The sequence below is a fragment of the Streptomyces sp. NPDC038135 genome, from assembly GCF_055601245.1.
The window spans coordinates 580,097-598,267 of the sequence record NZ_JBVJXS010000006.1 but is presented as its reverse complement, the minus strand read 5'-3'; the positions used below and the strand labels follow the sequence as shown (position 1 = coordinate 598,267).

The window sequence follows — 18,171 nt, the reverse complement described above, 5'->3', positions numbered from 1 at the left end:
TCCGAGAAGTACCAGCTCAAACCCCGCGACTGGGAAGCCGCCGCACGCGAGGGCCGCACCATCGCCCCCCTCATCACCCGACTGAACACCATCCGCCGGCAGCACCCCGCGCTACAGCGTCTGCGGAACCTCCGCTTCCATCGGACCGACAACGACAACGTGCTCGCCTACACCAAGAGCACGGGCCCGGACACGGTCATCGTGGTCGTCAACCTCGACCCGCACCACACCCAGGAGGCCACGGTCTCGTTGGACATGCCGCAACTCGGCCTGGACTGGAACGCCGACCTGTCCGTGCACGACGAACTGACAGGTGAGAGCTATCACTGGGGCAGGACCAACTACGTGCGTCTCACGCCCGGCCGGACGCCGGCGCACGTGCTCCACGTCGGGCGATCGACGCCCCAGATCGGAGGGCCCTCAGCGTCATGACTGTCAATGACCCCGTGCCGGACACTTTCGAGGACACTCCCGCCAAGGACCGGGATCCGGAGTGGTTCAAGCGCGCCGTCTTCTACGAGGTCCTCGTTCGCTCGTTCCACGACAGTGACGGGGACGGCATCGGCGACCTCAAGGGTCTGACCGCCAAGCTCGACTACCTCCAGTGGCTCGGCGTCGACTGCCTCTGGCTGCCGCCCTTCTTCAAGTCCCCGCTGCGTGACGGCGGTTACGACGTCGCCGACTACACGGCGGTCCTCCCGGAGTTCGGCGACCTCGCGGACTTCGTCGAGTTCGTGGACGCGGCCCACCAGCGCGGCATGCGCGTCATCATCGACTTCGTCATGAACCACACCAGCGACCAGCACCCGTGGTTCCAGGAGTCCCGCAAGGACCCCGCAGGCCCCTACGGCGACTACTACGTGTGGGCCGACGACGACAAGGGCTACGAGGACGCGCGGATCATCTTCGTCGACACCGAGGTCTCCAACTGGACCTTCGACCCGGTGCGCGGCCAGTACTACTTCCACCGCTTCTTCTCCCACCAGCCGGACCTCAACTACGAGAACCCGGGCGTGCAGGAGGAGATCCTGGCCGCGCTGAAGTTCTGGCTGGACCTCGGCATCGACGGCTTCCGGCTCGACGCGGTCCCCTATCTCTACGCGGAGGAGGGCACCAACTGCGAGAACCTGCCGGCGACGCACCAGTTCCTCAAGCGGGTCCGCAAGGAGATCGACGCGCAGTACCCGGACACGGTGCTGCTGGCGGAGGCCAACCAGTGGCCCGAGGACGTGGTCGACTACTTCGGCGACTACGCCTCCGGCGGCGACGAGTGCCACATGGCGTTCCACTTCCCGGTCATGCCGCGCATCTTCATGGCCGTGCGCCGCGAGTCCCGCTACCCGGTCTCCGAGATCCTCGCCAAGACGCCCTCGATCCCGTCGAACTGCCAGTGGGGCATCTTCCTGCGCAACCACGACGAGCTGACCCTGGAGATGGTCACCGACGAGGAACGCGACTACATGTGGGCCGAGTACGCCAAGGACCCCCGCATGCGCGCCAACATCGGCATCCGGCGCCGGCTCGCGCCCCTGCTCGACAACGACCGCAACCAGATCGAGCTGTTCACCGCCCTGCTGCTGTCGCTGCCCGGCTCGCCGATCCTCTACTACGGCGACGAGATCGGCATGGGCGACAACATCTGGCTCGGCGACCGCGACGCCGTGCGCACCCCCATGCAGTGGACGCCCGACCGCAACGCCGGCTTCTCCCTGTGCGACCCGGGACGGCTGTTCCTGCCCACGATCATGGACCCGGTCTACGGCTACCAGGTCACCAACGTCGAGGCGTCCATGTCGTCCCCGTCCAGCCTCCTCCACTGGACTCGCCGGATGATCGAGATCCGCAAGCAGAACCCCGCCTTCGGACTCGGTTCCTACACCGAGCTGCAGTCGTCGAACCCGGCGGTGCTGGCGTTCCTGCGCGAGTACGGCGACGACCTGGTGCTGTGCGTCAACAACTTCTCCCGGTTCGCGCAGCCCACCGAACTCGACCTGCGTGCCTACGACGGCCGCCACCCCGTGGAGCTGATCGGCGGGGTGCGGTTCCCGGCCATCGGTGAACTGCCCTACCTGCTGACCCTCGCGGGCCACGGCTTCTACTGGTTCCGGCTCACCCGAGTCGCATCCCGCATCGGCCGCCGCCGCTGAGCGCACGGCGCCGAGGAAAGGACGCGTCACCATGCCGAAGACCATCACCCTCCGGCCGAGAACCACGGCCGGAGCCGACCGGCCGCTGGCCTCGCTGGGCGGGCTGCTGCACGAATGGCTGCCCGAGCAACGCTGGTTCGCGGGCAAGGACCGGCCCGTCACCGACCTGTCGGTGCTGTCCGTGACCGAGCTGTTCCCCGGGTGCCTGCACCTGCTGGTGCACGCCTCGCACGCGCCGGTGCCCACACCGGGCGGCACTCCCCCGCCCGGCGACTGCTACCAGCTCCTGCTCGGGCTGCGCGAGCACGTCGCCCCGAGGCTGGAGCGGGCGTTCATCGGCCGGGCCGGTGAGGGACCCCTGGCCGGGCTCGCCGTCTACGACGCCCTGCAGGACCCGCGCTCGGCCCATCTGCTCCTGGAGCGGCTGCGCCGCCCCGGAACGGCGGGTCCGCTGTGCTTCGAGACCGCCCCGGCCGTGGAACTGCCCGGCGGGCTGCCGCCGCGGCTGCTGGACGCCGAGCAGTCCAACTCCTCGATCGTCTACGGCGACGCGTACATCCTGAAGCTGTTCCGCCGCATCCAGCCGGGCGTCAACCCCGACCTGGAGGTGCCCGGCGCGCTGGCCGCGCAGGGCTGCGCCCGGGTGCCGGCCCCGGTCGCCTGGTTCAGCACGACCGCTCCCCGGCCGGCCACCCTGGGCGTGCTCCAGCCGTTCCTGCCCGCCGCGACCGACGGCTGGACGCTGGCGCTGCGCGCGCTCGCCGCCGGCGACGACTTCACCGCCGAGGCCCGCGAACTGGGCCGGGCCATGGCCGAGGTGCACGTGGCGCTGGCCGAGGCCTTCCCGCCCGCCGGACCGGGCGAGAACGGACGCACGGCGGAGGCGATGTGCGCCCGGCTGGACGCCGCCGCGCACGCAGTGCCGGGGCTGCGGCCCTACGTCCCCGGGCTGCGCGCCGCGTTCGGCGCGCTGGCCACCTGCGACACCGGGCCGCCCGCCCAGCGCATCCACGGCGACCTGCACCTCGGTCAGGTGCTGCGCGCCGGGCGCGACTGGTTCGTCATCGACTTCGAGGGGGAGCCGTCCCGGCCGCTCGCCGAGCGGCGGGCCGCGCAGTCCCCGGTGCGGGACGTGGCCGGGATGCTGCGCTCCTTCGACTACGCGGCCCGGCAGCGCCGCCCCTGGCGTCCCGAGTGGGCGCGCCGCTGCCGGGAGGCGTTCTGCGCGGGCTACGCGGCCCGCGCCGGCTGGGACCCACGCAAGAAGCACGCGCTGCTGCGCGCGCACGAGACGGACAGGGCGGTCTACGAGGTGCTGTACGAGGCGAGACACCGGCCCGACTGGCTGCCGGTACCGATGGCGGCGATCAAGCGGCTCGCCGTGTGGGGAGGCTGACGTCATGGCACTGCGCGACACCGTGCCCCCCGAGTCCGCCGGGCCTGTCACGGCCCCGCCGCTCGATCCCGCGGAGCGCGACCGGCTGCTGGGCGGCGCGCACCACGATCCGCACGCCGTGCTGGGCGCCCACCCGGTGCCGGGCGGCGTCCTGTTCCGGACGCTGCGCCCGAACGCCCGCGCCGTGAGCGTGGTGGTCGCCGGCGAGCACCGGGACCTCGTCTCGGAGGGCGGCGGCCTCTTCGCCGCCGTGCTGCCGTACGACGGGATCCCGGCCTACACGCTGCGGGTGGTCTACGACGGCGGCGAGCAGGAGACGCACGACCCGTACCGCTTCCTGCCCGCGCTCGGCGAGCTGGACCTGCATCTGATCCGCGAGGGCCGGCACGAACGGCTGTGGCAGGCGCTCGGCGCCGAGCCCATGACCCACGACGGCGTGCCGGGCACCCGCTTCACCGTCTGGGCGCCGAACGCCCGGGGCGTGCGCGTCGCCGGGGACTTCACGTACTGGGACGGCACGCAGTACCCGATGCGCTCGCTCGGCGCGTCCGGCGTGTGGGAGCTGTTCCTGCCCGGCATCGGCGAGGGGGCGCGGTACAAGTTCGAGATCACCTCACGGTACGGCGACCGGTTCCTCAAGGCGGACCCGATGGCGCGCCGTACCGAGGCGCCGCCCGACACGGCCTCCGTCGTGACGGCCGCGCACCACGAGTGGGGCGACGGGGACTGGCTGGCGCACCGCGCCGACACCCCGGTGCACGAGGCGCCGTTCTCGGTGTACGAGGTCCACCTGCCCTCCTGGCGCAAGGGCCTGACCTACCGCGAACTGGCCGAGCAGCTCCCCGCGTACGTCAAGGACCTGGGTTTCACCCACGTCGAGCTGATGCCGGTCATGGAGCACCCCTACGGCCCCTCCTGGGGCTACCAGGTCACCTCCTACTACGCCCCGACCGCCCGGCTCGGCACCCCGGACGACTTCCGGTACTTCGTGGACGCCTGCCACCGGGCCGGGATCGGCGTGATCATGGACTGGGTGCCGGCGCACTTCCCGAAGGACGACTGGGCGCTGGCCGGCTTCGACGGGGACCCGCTGTACGAGCCCGGGGACACCCAGCGCGCCACGCATCCGGACTGGGGCACGTTCGTCTTCGACTACGGGCGGACCGAGGTGCGCAACTTCCTGGTCGCCAACGCGGTGTACTGGTGCGAGGAGTTCCACATCGACGGACTGCGCGTGGACGCCGTCGCCTCGATGCTCTACCGGGACTACTCGCGCGACTCCGGGCAGTGGACGCCGAACGTCTTCGGCGGCCGGGAGGACCTGGACGCGGTCGCCTTCCTGCAGGAGATGAACGCGACCGTCTACCGGCGCTGCCCCGGCGTGGTGACCATCGCCGAGGAGTCCACCGCCTGGGACGGGGTGACCCGGCCGACGGACGGCGGCGGGCTCGGCTTCGGGCTGAAGTGGAACATGGGCTGGATGCACGACTCGCTGGAGTACATCCAGAAGGAGCCGGTGCACCGCAAGTACCACCACAACGAGATGACCTTCTCGATGGTGTACGCCTACACCGAGAACTACGTCCTGCCCATCTCGCACGACGAGGTCGTGCACGGCAAGCAGGCGCTGGTGTCCAAGATGCCGGGCGACTGGTGGCAGCGGCGGGCCAACCACCGTGCCTACCTCGGCTTCATGTGGGCCCACCCCGGTAAGCAACTGCTCTTCATGGGGCAGGAGTTCGCGCAGGGCGGGGAGTTCTCCGAGGAGCACGGGCCCGAGTGGTGGCTGCTGGACGCGGACCACTGCTCGGCCGGGGACCACCGCGGGGTCCAGGACCTGGTGCGGGACCTGAACACGCTCTACCGGGACACCCCCGCGCTGTGGCAGCGGGACACCGACCCGGGCGGCTTCCGCTGGGTGCTGTGCGACGCCGCGGACGACAACGTCTTCGCGTTCCTGCGGTTCGACGCCGGCGGGTCCCCGCTGCTGGCGGTGTCGAACCTCTCCCCCGTCGTCCGGCACGACTACCGCCTGTGGGTGCCCGAGGAGGCCGCCGCCTGGACGGAGGCGCTGAACACCGACGACGTCCGCTACGGCGGCGGCGGTGTCGGCGTCGGCGCCCCCGGGGCGCTCAAGCCCGAGGACGGGTTCCTCCGCCTCACCCTGCCGCCGCTCGCCACGGTCTGGCTGACCCCGGAGCGCTGACCCGCAGGTGTCGACCGCCGCCCCAGGGGCAGTCGGGGTCGTACAGACTCACGGCTGCCCTCCGGGGCACGGACGGAAGGACGGCACGGCCTTGCGCACGGTGGGAGTGGAGGAGGAACTTCTTCTGGTCGACCCGGACAGCGGCGAGCCCAAGGCGCTCTCGGCCGCCGTCCTCGCCCGCGCCGCTCAGGACGATCCCGGACAGGACGTCTTCGAGAAGGAGCTGTTCGGGCAGATGCTCGAGTTCGCCACGCATCCGCAGTCGGACATGGCGGCTCTCGGCGCGGAGATCGTGCGCTGCCGCAAGGAGGCGGCGCGGCACGCCGGGGAGCTGGGCTGCGCGGTCGCCGCGCTCGCGAGCTCCCCGCTCCCGGTCAGCCCCTCGATCAGCATGAACGACCGCTACCAGTGGATGGCGGGGCAGTACGGCATCGCCACCCGGGAGCAGCTGGTCTGCGGCTGCCATGTGCACGTGTCGGTGGAGTCCGACGAGGAGGGCGTCGCGGTCCTCGACCGGATCCGGCCGTGGCTGCCGGCGCTCACCGCGCTGAGCGCCAACTCGCCGTACTGGCAGGGACGGGACACCGGTTACGCCGGCTACCGCAGCCGGGTGTGGGGCCGCTGGCCGTCGGCGGGCCCCACGGAGCTGTTCGGCTCGGCCGAGGAGTATCACCGGCGGGTGAAGGACATGGTGGCGACCGGGGTCATCCTCGACGAGGGGATGGTCTACTTCGACGCCCGGCTGTCCGCGAACTACCCGACCGTGGAGGTGCGGGTGGCGGACGTGTGCCTGCGCGCGGACACCGCCGTGCTCGTCGCCACCCTGGCCCGCGCGCTGGTGGAGACGGCGGCGCGGGAGTGGCGGGACGGCCGTCCGCCGGCGGACCACAGCGTGAGCCTGCTGCGGCTGGCCGCCTGGCAGGCCTCCCGGTCCGGCCTGGACGAGAACCTGCTCGACCCCCGGACCCTGCGGCCCCGCCCCGCGCCCGAGGTGCTGCGCGCGCTGCTGGAGCACACCGCGGACGCCCTCCGGGAGAGCGGCGACGCGGCCCGCGTGGAGGAGGCCGTCGAGGAGCACCTGCGCCGGGGCAACGGCGCCCGCGAGCAGCGGCTGCTGATGGAGGACGGCGGCAGCCTGCGGGACGTCGTCACCGAGTGCGTGCGCCGCACACAGGACTGACGGCGCCCGCTCGGCCCGTACGCGCCCGGCCGGCGGCGCCTCAGAGGATCAGGATGAGGGCGTAGACCAGGAAGAAGGCCGCGATCAGGGCGACGAGGACGAGGATCAGCGTCAGCGGCGCCTTGGCCCAGCCCTTGGTCGGATTGTGCGTCTCCCGGGGCCCGGCCTCGGGCATGCTGCTCTCGGCGGGCGGGGTCTCGCCGGGCGGGACGCCGCCGCCGGGTTCCAGCCCGGTGGTCCGCTCGGGCTCCGGATCGGGATTCACATGAGTCATGCCTCCCGAGTCCCCCGGACACGCCCAGATCATCACCCGATCACGACTTGCCTGTTCCGGGTCCCGAAACCGTTTCCCTGGGCTAGATTCGAGCACCGCCGGCACAGAGCCGACCGGCGGAGTCACCCTCTGTACACCCCGGGAGCAGCGCATGCGCGTCGACGCCCTCGCTCCATCCGCCCCGCGCCCGCTGACCGGCGGGCTCGCCGACAACGTCTTCGAGACCGCGGAGCGGACCCCTGCCCTGCCGGTCCTGGCCCGCCGTGCGGACACGGCGCCCGGCGGCTGGGAGGAGGTGACGGCGGTCGAGCTGCGCGACGAGGTGACCGGCCTGGCCAAGGGTCTGGTGGCCGCCGGGATCTCGCCCGGGCACCGGGTGGCCCTGATGGCCAGGACCCGGTACGAGTGGACGGTGTTCGCCCACGCGCTGTGGAGCGTCGGCGCCGAGGTCGTCCCGGTGCACCCGACCTCCTCGCGGGACCAGGTGGAGTGGATCCTGCGGGACGCCGGCTGCGTGGCGATCGTGGTGGAGGACGAACAGGGCGCGATGACCGTGGGCACCGTGTGCGCGGGCCTGCCGCACCTGCGGCACGTCTGGCAGCTCGACGCGGGCGCCCTGCCCCTGCTGGCCGAGCGGGGCGCACTGGTCCCGCTGACCACGGTGGACTCGCTGCGCCGGATCGTGCTGCCGGACGCGACGGCGGCCATCGCCTACACCTCGGGCACCTCGGGCCGGCCGCTGGGCTGCGCGCTGAGCCACCGCGGCCTGGCGTACCCGTGCGACACCCTGCTGGCCGGCTGGGGGCACACCGCGGCCCCGCCGGGCGAACAGCCGTCCGTGCTCGCCTTCCTGCCCTTCTCCCATGTCTACGGGATCATGATCCAGCAGGTGTGCTTGCGCGGCGGGGTGCTGATGGCGCACGAGCCCGAGATGACCGGCGCCGCACTCGCCTCGGCGCTGCGCACCTTCCGGCCGACGTACCTGTACGGCGTGCCGTCGGTGTACGAGAAGCTGTACAAGACCTTTCTGCGGACGGCTCACGAGGCGGGCCGCGGCGCCCTGTTCGAGCGGGCCGCGCAGACGGCGCGGGACTTCGCGGAGGCCCAGGAGCGCAGGCGGCTCGGCCGCGGCGCGGGTCCGGGCCTGGACCTGCGGCTGCAGCACGCCCTGTACGAGCGGACGGTGTACCGCAGGCTGCGCGAGGCGCTCGGCGGCCGGGCCACGCACGGCAGCTCGGGCGGCTCGTCGCTCGGCCGCGAACTGTCCCTGTTCTACGAGGGCATCGGCCTGCGCATCCACGACGGCTACGGTCTGACCGAGAGTTCCGGCGGGATCACCATGCAGCCGCTCGGCCGGGAGAAGTCCGGGACCGTGGGCCTGCCGCTGCCGGGGACCGAGATCCGGATCGCGGACGACGGGGAGATCCTGGTGCGCGGCCCGTCGGTGTTCCAGGGCTACGTCGGCGAGGAGGGGCGCAGCCGGAACGCGCTGCACCGCGGCTGGCTGGCCACCGGGGACATCGGCCGGCTCGACTCCGAGGGCTACCTGACGATCACCGGCCGCAAGAAGGACGTCCTGGTCACCAGCAGCGGCAAGAGCGTGGCGCCGGCGCCGCTGGAGGAGCGGCTGCGGCTGCACCCGCTGGTGCACCAGGCGGTGGTGGTGGGCGAGGACCGGCCCTGTGTGGGGGCCCTGATCACCCTGGACCCGGAGTTCCTCGCGCACTGGCGGGCGGCGCTCGCGCTGCAGGGCGAGTCGCCGGGCCGGGAGGCCCGCGAGGAGAACGCGCTCATGGAGGAGATCGCACGGGCCGTCGCCTCGGCCAACAGTGCGGTGTCCCGCGCCGAGTCCATCAGGGTCTACCGTGTCCTCCCGGAGCCGTTCGCCCCGGACAACGGTCTGCTGACGCCGTCGCTGAAGCTGCGTCGCGACGCCATCGCGCGGCACTACGCCGCCGAGATCGACGCGATGTACGCGGCTCGGTCGCGGGCCGCGCGGCGGCCGTCCGTCCCGGAGCCGGCCGACTGGGACGAGCCGGACAGCGTCTTCCGCTAGAGGGTGCGCGGTCCGCCGGGGAGGGGCCGGCCCCGGCGGACGCGGGGTGGCGAGCGGGACGGATATCCGGCCCGGCTGTGGGAACCCGCAGCAATGAAGTGATCAGCAACGACGACCGCCCTGGTCGGAAGGGGCCGCCCGGCCCCCGACGCCGGGGCCGGGGAATGCGAGATGTCGACGGAGCCGCGTTGGGATGAGACACCGCCCTCGGAGGAGAGGTACGAGCGCACGTACTCCTTCCCGGGCGAGCTGCGCAATGTCACGGGCGCCCGGCTCGCCGCCGAGGAGTTCCTGTGCGACCTGGCGCGGAGCACCCCGCCGGCGGCGCCGGAGTACTGGGACGACATCCTCCTGGTGGTCACGGAGCTGGCCGCCAATGTCATCCAGTACGCCCCCGGGCCGTTCGGCCTGCACATGCGCCGCACCTTCGACGGGGTGCACGTGACGATGCACGACAGCAGCACCACCCGGCCCGAGCCGCGGCCCTTCCATCCGGACGCGGGCGGCGGCGGCATCGGCTGGCACCTGGTGCACACGCTGTGCGACCAGGTGAGCGTCGTGGTCCAGGACGAGGGCAAGGACATCCATGTGTTCCTGCCCTGGTGACGGGCCACGCGGGCCCGTTCCCGGTGGCCACGTGTAGTCGTGCGGTATCCGGATACTCCGGCTGCGCGGGGGCACGCCGGTGCCCCTGAAGCGTTCGTCTGCCTGCCGCACCCGGCTGGCGGAACGGCCCGAGTCGCGATGGGATCGACTTGGTCGCAGCGATCCGGGGCAGGCGAACGACGTCAAGTCGGACCGCCTGGAGCCGCAGAGAGGGATGGACACCGTGACACGACCCAGGATCCTGGTGGTTGGCGCAGGCTTCGCCGGAGTCGAGTGCGTCCGCCGCCTGGAGCGGAAACTCACGCCCGAGGAGGCCGACGTCACCCTGGTGACGCCGTTCGCCTACCAGCTCTACCTCCCACTGCTGCCCCAGGTCGCCTCCGGTGTGCTCACGCCGCAGTCGATCGCCCTGTCGCTGCGCCGCAGCAGCAAGTACCGCACCCGGATCATCCCGGGCGGCGCGATCGGCGTGGACCTGAAGTCGAAGGTCTGCGTGGTGCGCACGATCACCGACAAGATCGTCAACGAACGCTACGACTACATCGTGCTGGCGCCGGGCAGCGTCACCCGCACCTTCGACATCCCGGGGCTCACCGAGCACGCCTTCGGCATGAAGACCCTCGCCGAGGCCGCGTACATCCGGGACCACGTCATCTCGCAGCTCGACCTTGCGGACGCGAGCGACGACCCGGCCGAGCGGGCCGCGCGGCTGCAGTTCGTGGTGGTGGGCGGCGGCTACGCGGGCACGGAGACCGCGGCGTGCCTGCAGCGGCTCACGCACGCGGCCGTGCGGCGCTATCCGCGGCTGGACCCGGGCCTCATCAAGTGGCATCTGATCGACATCGCGCCGAAGCTCATGCCGGAGCTGGGCGACAAGCTCGGCCGCAGCGCGCAGGAGATCCTGAAGCGGCGCGGCATCGAGGTCTCGCTGGGCGTGTCGATCGACAAGGCCGGCGCGGAGGAGGTCACCTTCACCGACGGCCGGGTGGTGCCGACCCACACCCTGATCTGGACGGCCGGTGTGGTCGCCAGTCCGCTCATCGCCACCCTGGGCGCGGAGACGGTCCGGGGCAGGCTGGCGGTGAACGCCGAGATGAACCTGCCCGGCCACGACGGGGTGTTCGCGCTCGGCGACTCGGCGGCCGTGCCGGACGTGGCCAAGGGCGACGGCTCGATCTGCCCGCCCACCGCCCAGCACGCGCTGCGCCAGGGCAGGAAGGTCGCCGACAACGTCATCGCGGCCCTGCGCAGCCAGCCGCTCGAACCGTACGTGCACCGCGACCTGGGCCTCGTCGTCGACCTCGGCGGCAAGGACGCCGTGTCCAAGCCGCTGGGCGTCGAGCTGCGCGGTCTCCCGGCCCAGGCGGTGGCCCGCGGCTACCACCTCGGAGCGCTGCGCACCAACGTCGCCAAGACGCGGGTGGTGACCAACTGGCTGCTGAACGCGGTGGCCGGGGACGACTTCGTGCGCACCGGCTTCCAGGCGCGCAGGCCGGCCCGGCTGAAGGACTTCGAGTACACGGATTCCTATCTGACCCCGGAGCAGGTGCGCGCCCGGGTGGAGGGGCAGACCGCGGGCAGCCCCTGATGTGACCGGGATCACCGGGGACCGCCGATCACTCTCCAGCCGGTCGGCGGTCCTTCCCTGTGATCAGGACACATCACCCGGAGGGACACCGCATGACCGAGAAGACCGTCAAGGGCCCGGCTAGCTACTTCCCCGCGATCGAGAAGAAGTACGGCCGCCCGGTGGGCGAGTGGCAGGAGCTGATCCGCTCCTCGCCGCTGACCCGGCACATGGAACTGGTCGCCTGGCTGAAGGACGAGCACGGTCTCGGCCACGGCCACGCGAACGCCCTGGTGGCGCACACGCTGGCCGAGGGCGAGTAGTCCGGCTCCTCGTGCCATGCTGGTTCGTAGATCAAGTACGGCACGGAAGAGAGAGCGCGGCGGCGTGAGGCAAGCGGTTCGGTCTGGGTGGGCACGGATATGGGACCGGCTGGCCGCGTCCGATCCCGGACTGCTCCGGCTCACCGCGGGTCTGCGCACGGTGGCCGCCATCGCCCTGACCCTGGCGGTGCTGGGCGTGCTGGGGGTCCCGGTGCCGCAGCTCGTGGCGGGCGCCATCTCGGCCATGGTCGCGACCTTCGCCATCCGGGAGAAGCAGCGCCCCCAGCAGGCCGTCACCCTGGCACTGGGACTGCCGGTGGCCCTCGCCTCGGTCTCGCTGGGAGCGCTGCTCAACCAGCGGGTCGTCGTGGGCGACCTGTTCTTCGTGGTGCTCATCTTCTGCGCGGTCTACGGACGCAGGTTCGGCGACCGCGGCACGGCGCTGGGCCTGGTCGGCTTCCAGATCTACTTCCTCTCGCTGTTCGTGCACGCGACGCCGGCCACGCTGCCCGCCCTGTACGTCGTGATCACCCTGGCGTTCGGCTGCGCCGCCCTGGCCCGCTTCGTCCTGCTGCCGCAGACCCCGGCGGGCACGCTGGACCGGCTGCGGCGCGCGTTCCGCGCCCGACTCGGCCAGCTCTTCGGCACCCAGCTCGAACTGCTGGACGCCGGTCCCGACGACGTGGACAAGGTGCTCGAGGAACTGCGCACCCGCACCGCGCGGCTGCACGAGACGGCGCTGATGATCCAGGGCAGGCTGGCGGACGGCACCGCCGACGAGGCGACGGCACGGCTGCTGCAGCGCCGGATCGCGGACGCCGAGATCGCCGCGGAGCGGCTCGGGCTGCTGCTGCTCACCGCGCGCAGCGCCGAGCGGACCGACACCCTGACCCTGCACCTGCCCGGCGCTCCCCTGCCGTCGGGCGGCGAACTGCCGGTGCGCGACGGGGCCACGGCGCAGCTGCGGCGGGATCTGGCCGCCCTGCGGCTGCTCGTCATGCGGCCGGCCGGCGAGGCCTCGGGGACGGCGCTGGCGCACCTGCGCAACCGGCTGCTCGGCTACCGCGAGGAGGAGAACCTGCCGAAGGCCTCACCGGCCGTGCAGGACGTCTTCCGGGGCATCGGCGAGGCCGGGCGGGCCGTGCTCGGTCTGCGGATCGCCCTGGACGGGCCACAGGACGAGTCTGACGACACCCCGGCGACGGCCCGCTCCCGCGAGGAGCTGGACGCCGAGGACGCGGCCATCGAGGGCAGCGAGGAGGACGAGGCGGACAAGGCGGAGGCGGCCGGGCTGGGGCGGCCGACCACCCGGGCCGCCGTGCAGGTCGCGGTCGGCTCCGCGCTGGCCATCGCGGGTGGTGAGCTGCTGTCCAGCCAGCGCTGGTACTGGGCCGTGCTGACCTGCTGGATCGTGTTCATCAACACCTCCTCCACCGGCGAGATCCTGGTGAAGGGCTACCGGCGCCTGCTCGGCACGGTGCTGGGCGTGGTGGCCGGCATCGGGCTCGCCGGACTGGTCGGGAACCACACGTGGACGGCGTTCGCGCTGGTGCTGCTGTTCGTCTTCACGATGTTCTACACCGCGCCCCTGTCGTACACGCTGATGTCGTTCTTCGTCACGGCGATGCTGGGGCTGCTGTACACGCTGCTGAACACCTACAGCCTGTCCGTGCTGGTGCTGCGGGTGGAGGAGACGGCGCTGGGCGCGGCCTGCGGGGTGATCGCGGCGGCGCTGGTGCTGCCGATCCACACCGACCGGCGGACCAACGACCTGCTCGTCGACGTGCTGGAGAAGCTGGCGGACGTCACCCGCGCCGCCGCCGACCAGCTCAGCGGCGGACTGCCGGTCGACCTGGTCGACAAGGCCCGCGAGCTGGACCAGGCGCTGGCCGATCTGCGGGCCGCCACCCAGCCGCTGACCCATCCGGTCACGCCGCTGCGCTCGCGGCGGGACACCGCCCGGTACGTCATGGCGCTGCTGGAGACCTGTGCGTATCACGCCCGTTCGCTGGCGGCCACGGCCGAGCTGCTGCCCACGCACGCGTCGATAGCGGCGGATCCGCGGTTGCGGACGGTGGGCCGGCGGATCGTGCGGAACATCGAGGCGATCGCCGCGCACGTGGCGGATCCGCGGTCGGCGGCGACGATCGAGACCGGCCCCAGCATCGCGTCCCTGCTGGAACCGGGGACGCTGAGCAGCCCGCGCTACGGCAGGGTGACCGACCGGGTGCTGCGCCATCTGCAGCGGCTGGACGAGGCGGTGTCGGGCCTCGGGCGTCCGCTCGGCGTCACGCCCGAGCCACGCGTGAGGTGACCGTACGCCCGGGCCGGGCCCGTTGGCGCGGACCCGGCCCGGAACGGGTGGTCACCGGGACTTCCGGCCGCCCTGGCGCTGACCCAGCACCTCGTCGCGCACCCGGGCGCAGCTTCGGCTGATGAGCCGGGAGACGTGCATCTGGGAGATGCCGAGCCGGTCGGCGATCCGGCTCTGCGTCATGTCCTCGAAGAAGCGCATGTAGAGGATGGCCCGCTCCCGCTCGGGCAGCCGGCGCAGGCCCTCCTTGGCTGCCTCGCGGTCCACGACCACGTCGTACGCGCCGTCCGACGCGCCGAGGGTGTCGGCGAGGCTGTAGCCGTCGTCGCCGCTGGACAGTTCGGCGTCAAGCGAGAGGGTGCTGAAGCTCTCCAGCGCCTCCATGCCGGCGGCGACCTCCTCCTCGGTGAGGCCGGTGTGGGCCGCGATGTCGGCGGCGGTGGGCTCGGGGCTGCCGGGCATCTGGGTGAGTTCGCGCCGGGCCACCCGGACCCGGTTGCGCAGTTCCTGGACGCGGCGGGGCACCCGCAGGGCCCACATCCGGTCCCGGAAGTGCCGCTTCACCTCGCCGGTGATGGTGGGCACCGCGTAGCTCTCGAAGGCCCCCCGGGACGGGTCGAAGCGGTCGATGGCCTTCACCAGCCCGAGGGCGGCCACCTGCCTCAGGTCCTCCACCGACTCCCCCCGGTCGCGGAAGCGGCCCGCTATGCGGTGGGCCATGGGCAGCCAGGCGGTCACCAGTTCGTCGCGCACGGCCTCCCGCTCGGGACCGTCCTCCAGCTCTGCCAGCCGGGCGAAGAGGTCCGCGGTGACGGGGGCGTCGTCATGCGTCCGCCGCCCGGACGGAGAGGTCGCGTTGGCGGCGGTGGTGGTGCCGGGCGTGCCGGAAGGGCTAGTCGACTCATCGGTCAGCATGCGGAATCGCTCCTGAACGTGGTTTCCGGGCCCGGGAGCGAACCGTGGTCCGCGGTCCTGGCCCGAACGGTGCTGTCAGGGTTCGCCGCGGGGTGGGGTACGGGTACGCAGGCCTCCGGAGGGGGCCTGCGGCGTTTCCACGCCGGGCACGCGCCTCCGGTCCGAAGCACGAGGTTCCGTCTGCCCCTGCACATGCGCGGCAAACGCCGCTAACGGAACTTCTCCTACCGCTCTCACCCCAGCGGTACGACGGCGGTTATCCGCTTGCCCCCGCGGGGCAGCCCGGCGACGCTGACGTCGCGGGCCAGCAGGCACACGATGGGCCAGCCACGGCCCCCGAGCCGGTTGCGGCCGCGCTCGTCCACCGGCGCCTCGGCCACCGGGACGTCGTCGCTGCCGTCGCTGACCGACACGCGCACCCCGCGGCTGTCGACGTCGACGTCGAAGCCGGTGATGCCCCCGCCGTGCAGGATGGCGTTGGTGGCGAGTTCGGAGGTGACCAGCAGGACGTCGTCCAGCGCGTCGTCGTCGCAGGGGATGGCGCGGGTGCGGCAGCGCTCGGCCACCACCCGCTCGACGGTTCTGCGGGCGTCCGCCGGCCGGCACGGCAGTGTCCGGCACGGTTCTCTCATTCCCGCCGGGGAGTGGGTCCTTCGCGTCTCACGCATGCCTTCCCTCCCTTGCCGCCGCCCGGTTCGCCGGGTCTCTCATTCCGGCTGACCCCTCCCCGCGCACTCAAACACGTTCGGTGCCGCTGTCATCACTCGGCGCGGGGCGGGTAGGCGGACCGTATGACGGATGTCGTGGACGCGGACGAACTGCTGCGGCGGATCAGGCGGGGCAAGGACTGGGCGGCCGATCAGGAAAGGGTCTGGCAGGAGCGGGCACAGGGCCTGACGGCGACCGACCCGGAAGGGGCGCGCGAGGCGTCCGTCCGGGCCGGGGCGTACGAGGCGGTGCTGCGCGTGCTGGAGGAGATCGTCGATCCGGGCTCGGCCCCGGCGGAACGGACCGGGGTGAAACAGGTCACCTGACCCGCTCCCGATTGGGTGAATGACCGCAAGATGGTTTATCGTTCATACATACGTGGTGACGGGGTCGACCGGAACCGTCCTCCTTCACCACCGCATACGGCCCTGGCTGGCCTCCCCCGTCCAGCCAGGGCTTTTTCATGCCCGGGGACAGGTCAGCGGGGCAGGCGCCGCTCCTTCGAGGTGCCCGGGACGGCGGCAGCGGCTGAAATGGGCTTGGGGAACACACCCCGACCGCTGCCGGCGAGGAGTCCCGCGCCATGACCAAAGCGATAAAACTGCTGACCGCCCTGCCGCAGGCGCAACGTGAGCGGCTGATGGAACTGGCCAAGGAGGTCTCCTTCCCGGAGGACTCCCGGATCTTCGAGCCGGGCGGCACCGCCGACCGCTTCTGGGTGATCCGCTCCGGCGCGGTCCATCTGGACCAGCAGGTCACGTCCCGGCAGCGGGTCACGGTGGCCACGCTGGGCGCGGGCGACATGCTCGGCTGGTCCTGGCTGTTCCCGCCGTACCAGTGGGACTTCGGCGCGGTGGCCTTCAGCAACGTACGGGCCTACGAGTTCGACGGGCCGTCGGTGCTCGCGCTGAGCGTGGAGGACCCGCTGCTCGGGCTGTCGCTGGTGCGGACGGTCGCCGAGATCCTGGCCCACCGGCTGGAGACCACCCGGGGCAAGCTGATGGACCAGTACGCGGTCCGCCGGCGCGGACCGCTCTGAGCCCGCCGGGACGGCCGCCGCGCGCCGTCCCGTGGGCGGCCGCGTCAGATCCGGTAGCGGCGCAGGGCCGGCACGGCGGCGGCCAGCGCCAGCATCACCACGACCACCAGCGCGCCGCCGCCCGCCACGGCCGCCCTCGGGCCGAACGCCGAGCCGGCGGTGCCGTGCAGGACGTCGGCCAGGCGCGGGCCGCCCGCCACCACCACGGTGAACACGCCCTGCATCCGGCCGCGCATGTCGTCGGTGGCGGCGGACAGCAGGATGGCCCCGCGGAACACCATGGAGATCATGTCGGCGAGGCCGGCCGCGGCGAGGAAGGCGAAGGCCACCCAGAGGTTGCCGCTCAGCCCGAAGCCGGCGATGGCCACGCCCCAGCCGACCACCGCCCCGACGACCATCCAGCCGTGCCTCCGGGCCCGTGAGAAGACGCCGGAGAACAGTCCGCCGAGCACCGCGCCGACCGGGATGCCGGCGAACAGCACGCCGAGCGCCAGGCCCGCGCCCCAGGAGTCGTAGGTCTCCGCGGCGAGCTGCGGGAACAGGGCGCGGGGCATGCCGAGAACCATGGCCACGATGTCGGCGAGGAAGGACAGCAGCAGCACCTTGTGGCCGGAGATGTACCGGAAGCCCGCCACGATCTCGCGCAGTCCGGCCCGCCGGGCGGGCCCTTCCCCGAGCGGCGGCAGGGCGGGCAGCCGGAACACCGCCCACACGGTGACGCACAGGGCCAGCGCGTCGATCAGGTACAGCTCGGGCAGCCCGATCACCGGGATCAGCACACCGGCCAGCAGCGGCCCCGCGACCAGGCCGGTCTGCATCACGGTGGACCCGAGCGCGTTCGCCGCGGGCAGTTCGCCGGCCGGCACCAGGCGGGCGATGGAGGCGTTGCGGGCCGGCGAGTTCAGGCCGAAGAACGCCTGCTGCAGCGCGAGCAGCAGCATGAGCACGACGACGGAGTCCAGGCCCGTGACGGCCTGCGCCCAGAACAGCACCGAGGTCACGGCGATCCCGGTGTTGGTGACCAGCAGCAGCTTGCGCCGGTCCACCGTGTCGGCGACCGCCCCGCCCCACAGCGCGAACACCACCATGGGCACCAGCCCGGCGAGGCTCGCGTAGCCGACCCAGGCCGAGGAGTGGGTGATGTCGTAGATCTGCTTGGGCACGGCGACGGCGGTCAGCTGGCTGCCGACCGCGGTGACGATGGTCGACGACCACAGGCGCCGGAAGGCCGGGATGCGCAGCGGCCGGGTGTCCATCGCCCAGCGGCGCCAGCCGCGTCCGGGCGGGGCGGGCGGGGCGGGCGGGGCGCCGGCGTCGGTGGCGCCGGGTCCGGTGCCGGCGGTCTGCGGTTCGGTGTCGCTGCTCTCGCTGGTGTCCACGGGGTTCCTGGTCGCTCGTCAGAGGTTGCTCGATACATCTTTCGATTCGAGGCCCCACTAT

General features: G+C 72.4%; 16 protein-coding genes. 12 read left to right on the top strand and 4 right to left on the bottom strand.

Features of this window, described 5'->3' with window-relative positions:
* From ACZ7JA_RS20350 to ACZ7JA_RS20330, 5 genes are all read left to right on the top strand, one after another.
* A partial coding sequence (locus ACZ7JA_RS20350) for an alpha-glucosidase C-terminal domain-containing protein (RefSeq protein WP_389454697.1) occupies positions 1-432 on the top strand: 432 nt, incomplete at its 5' end.
* Positions 429-2,147: a maltose alpha-D-glucosyltransferase gene (gene treS / locus ACZ7JA_RS20345; RefSeq protein WP_470809570.1), complete on the top strand. Its 1,719-nt coding sequence runs from the start codon at positions 429-431 to the stop codon at positions 2,145-2,147. The genes ACZ7JA_RS20350 and treS, both read left to right, overlap by 4 nt.
* A 31-nt stretch (positions 2,148-2,178) precedes the next feature.
* Positions 2,179-3,543, top strand: a complete 1,365-nt coding sequence (locus tag ACZ7JA_RS20340; RefSeq protein WP_351673369.1) for a maltokinase N-terminal cap-like domain-containing protein — start codon at positions 2,179-2,181, stop codon at positions 3,541-3,543.
* Positions 3,544-3,547: 4 nt separating this feature from the next.
* Positions 3,548-5,749 (top strand): 1,4-alpha-glucan branching enzyme, encoded by a 2,202-nt coding sequence (gene glgB, locus ACZ7JA_RS20335; RefSeq protein WP_470809568.1) that lies wholly within the window; start codon positions 3,548-3,550, stop codon positions 5,747-5,749.
* Between the two features lie 91 nt (positions 5,750-5,840).
* Complete coding sequence (locus ACZ7JA_RS20330) at positions 5,841-6,929, top strand: glutamate--cysteine ligase 2 (protein ID WP_351673373.1); 1,089 nt, start codon at positions 5,841-5,843, stop codon at positions 6,927-6,929.
* A 40-nt stretch (positions 6,930-6,969) separates the two neighbouring features.
* Here the strand turns inward: ACZ7JA_RS20330 and ACZ7JA_RS20325 are convergent, their stop codons facing one another.
* Entirely contained in the window at positions 6,970-7,203 is a 234-nt protein-coding gene (locus ACZ7JA_RS20325) for a DUF6480 family protein (protein ID WP_351673375.1), read from the bottom strand.
* A gap of 151 nt (positions 7,204-7,354) precedes the next feature.
* Here ACZ7JA_RS20325 and ACZ7JA_RS20320 point away from each other — a divergent pair, with 151 nt between their 5' ends.
* From ACZ7JA_RS20320 to ACZ7JA_RS20300, 5 genes are all read left to right on the top strand, one after another.
* Entirely contained in the window at positions 7,355-9,259 is a 1,905-nt protein-coding gene (locus tag ACZ7JA_RS20320; protein ID WP_470809565.1) for an AMP-dependent synthetase/ligase, read from the top strand.
* A gap of 171 nt (positions 9,260-9,430) precedes the next feature.
* On the top strand, positions 9,431-9,865 hold the full coding sequence (locus ACZ7JA_RS20315; RefSeq protein WP_351673379.1) for an ATP-binding protein: 435 nt from the start codon (positions 9,431-9,433) through the stop codon (positions 9,863-9,865).
* Positions 9,866-10,079: 214 nt separating this feature from the next.
* Positions 10,080-11,453 (top strand): NAD(P)/FAD-dependent oxidoreductase, encoded by a 1,374-nt coding sequence (locus ACZ7JA_RS20310; protein ID WP_351673381.1) that lies wholly within the window; start codon positions 10,080-10,082, stop codon positions 11,451-11,453.
* Between the two features lie 92 nt (positions 11,454-11,545).
* Positions 11,546-11,755, top strand: coding sequence for a DUF4287 domain-containing protein (locus tag ACZ7JA_RS20305; protein ID WP_351673383.1), 210 nt, complete (start codon positions 11,546-11,548; stop codon positions 11,753-11,755).
* 97 nt (positions 11,756-11,852) lie between these two features.
* Entirely contained in the window at positions 11,853-14,069 is a 2,217-nt protein-coding gene (locus ACZ7JA_RS20300; RefSeq protein ID WP_351673404.1) for an FUSC family protein, read from the top strand.
* Positions 14,070-14,120: 51 nt separating this feature from the next.
* On the opposite strand, the gene ACZ7JA_RS20295 is transcribed toward ACZ7JA_RS20300, so the two are convergent.
* Both ACZ7JA_RS20295 and ACZ7JA_RS20290 read right to left on the bottom strand, forming a co-directional pair.
* A complete protein-coding gene (locus tag ACZ7JA_RS20295; protein ID WP_450745795.1) occupies positions 14,121-14,984 on the bottom strand; it encodes an RNA polymerase sigma factor SigF in 864 nt (287 codons plus the stop codon).
* Positions 14,985-15,217: 233 nt separating this feature from the next.
* Entirely contained in the window at positions 15,218-15,652 is a 435-nt protein-coding gene (locus ACZ7JA_RS20290) for an ATP-binding protein (RefSeq protein WP_389297415.1), read from the bottom strand.
* Between the two features lie 123 nt (positions 15,653-15,775).
* Here ACZ7JA_RS20290 and ACZ7JA_RS20285 point away from each other — a divergent pair, with 123 nt between their 5' ends.
* Positions 15,776-16,018 carry a hypothetical protein gene (locus ACZ7JA_RS20285; RefSeq protein WP_351673388.1) on the top strand — a complete coding sequence of 81 codons (243 nt, stop codon included), beginning with the start codon at positions 15,776-15,778 and terminating at the stop codon, positions 16,016-16,018.
* Positions 16,019-16,275: 257 nt separating this feature from the next.
* Positions 16,276-16,731, top strand: a complete 456-nt coding sequence (locus tag ACZ7JA_RS20280) for a cyclic nucleotide-binding domain-containing protein (protein ID WP_351673390.1) — start codon at positions 16,276-16,278, stop codon at positions 16,729-16,731.
* 44 nt (positions 16,732-16,775) lie between these two features.
* Here the strand turns inward: ACZ7JA_RS20280 and ACZ7JA_RS20275 are convergent, their stop codons facing one another.
* Entirely contained in the window at positions 16,776-18,110 is a 1,335-nt protein-coding gene (locus tag ACZ7JA_RS20275; protein WP_470809561.1) for an MFS transporter, read from the bottom strand.
* Positions 18,111-18,171: the final 61 nt, after the last annotated feature.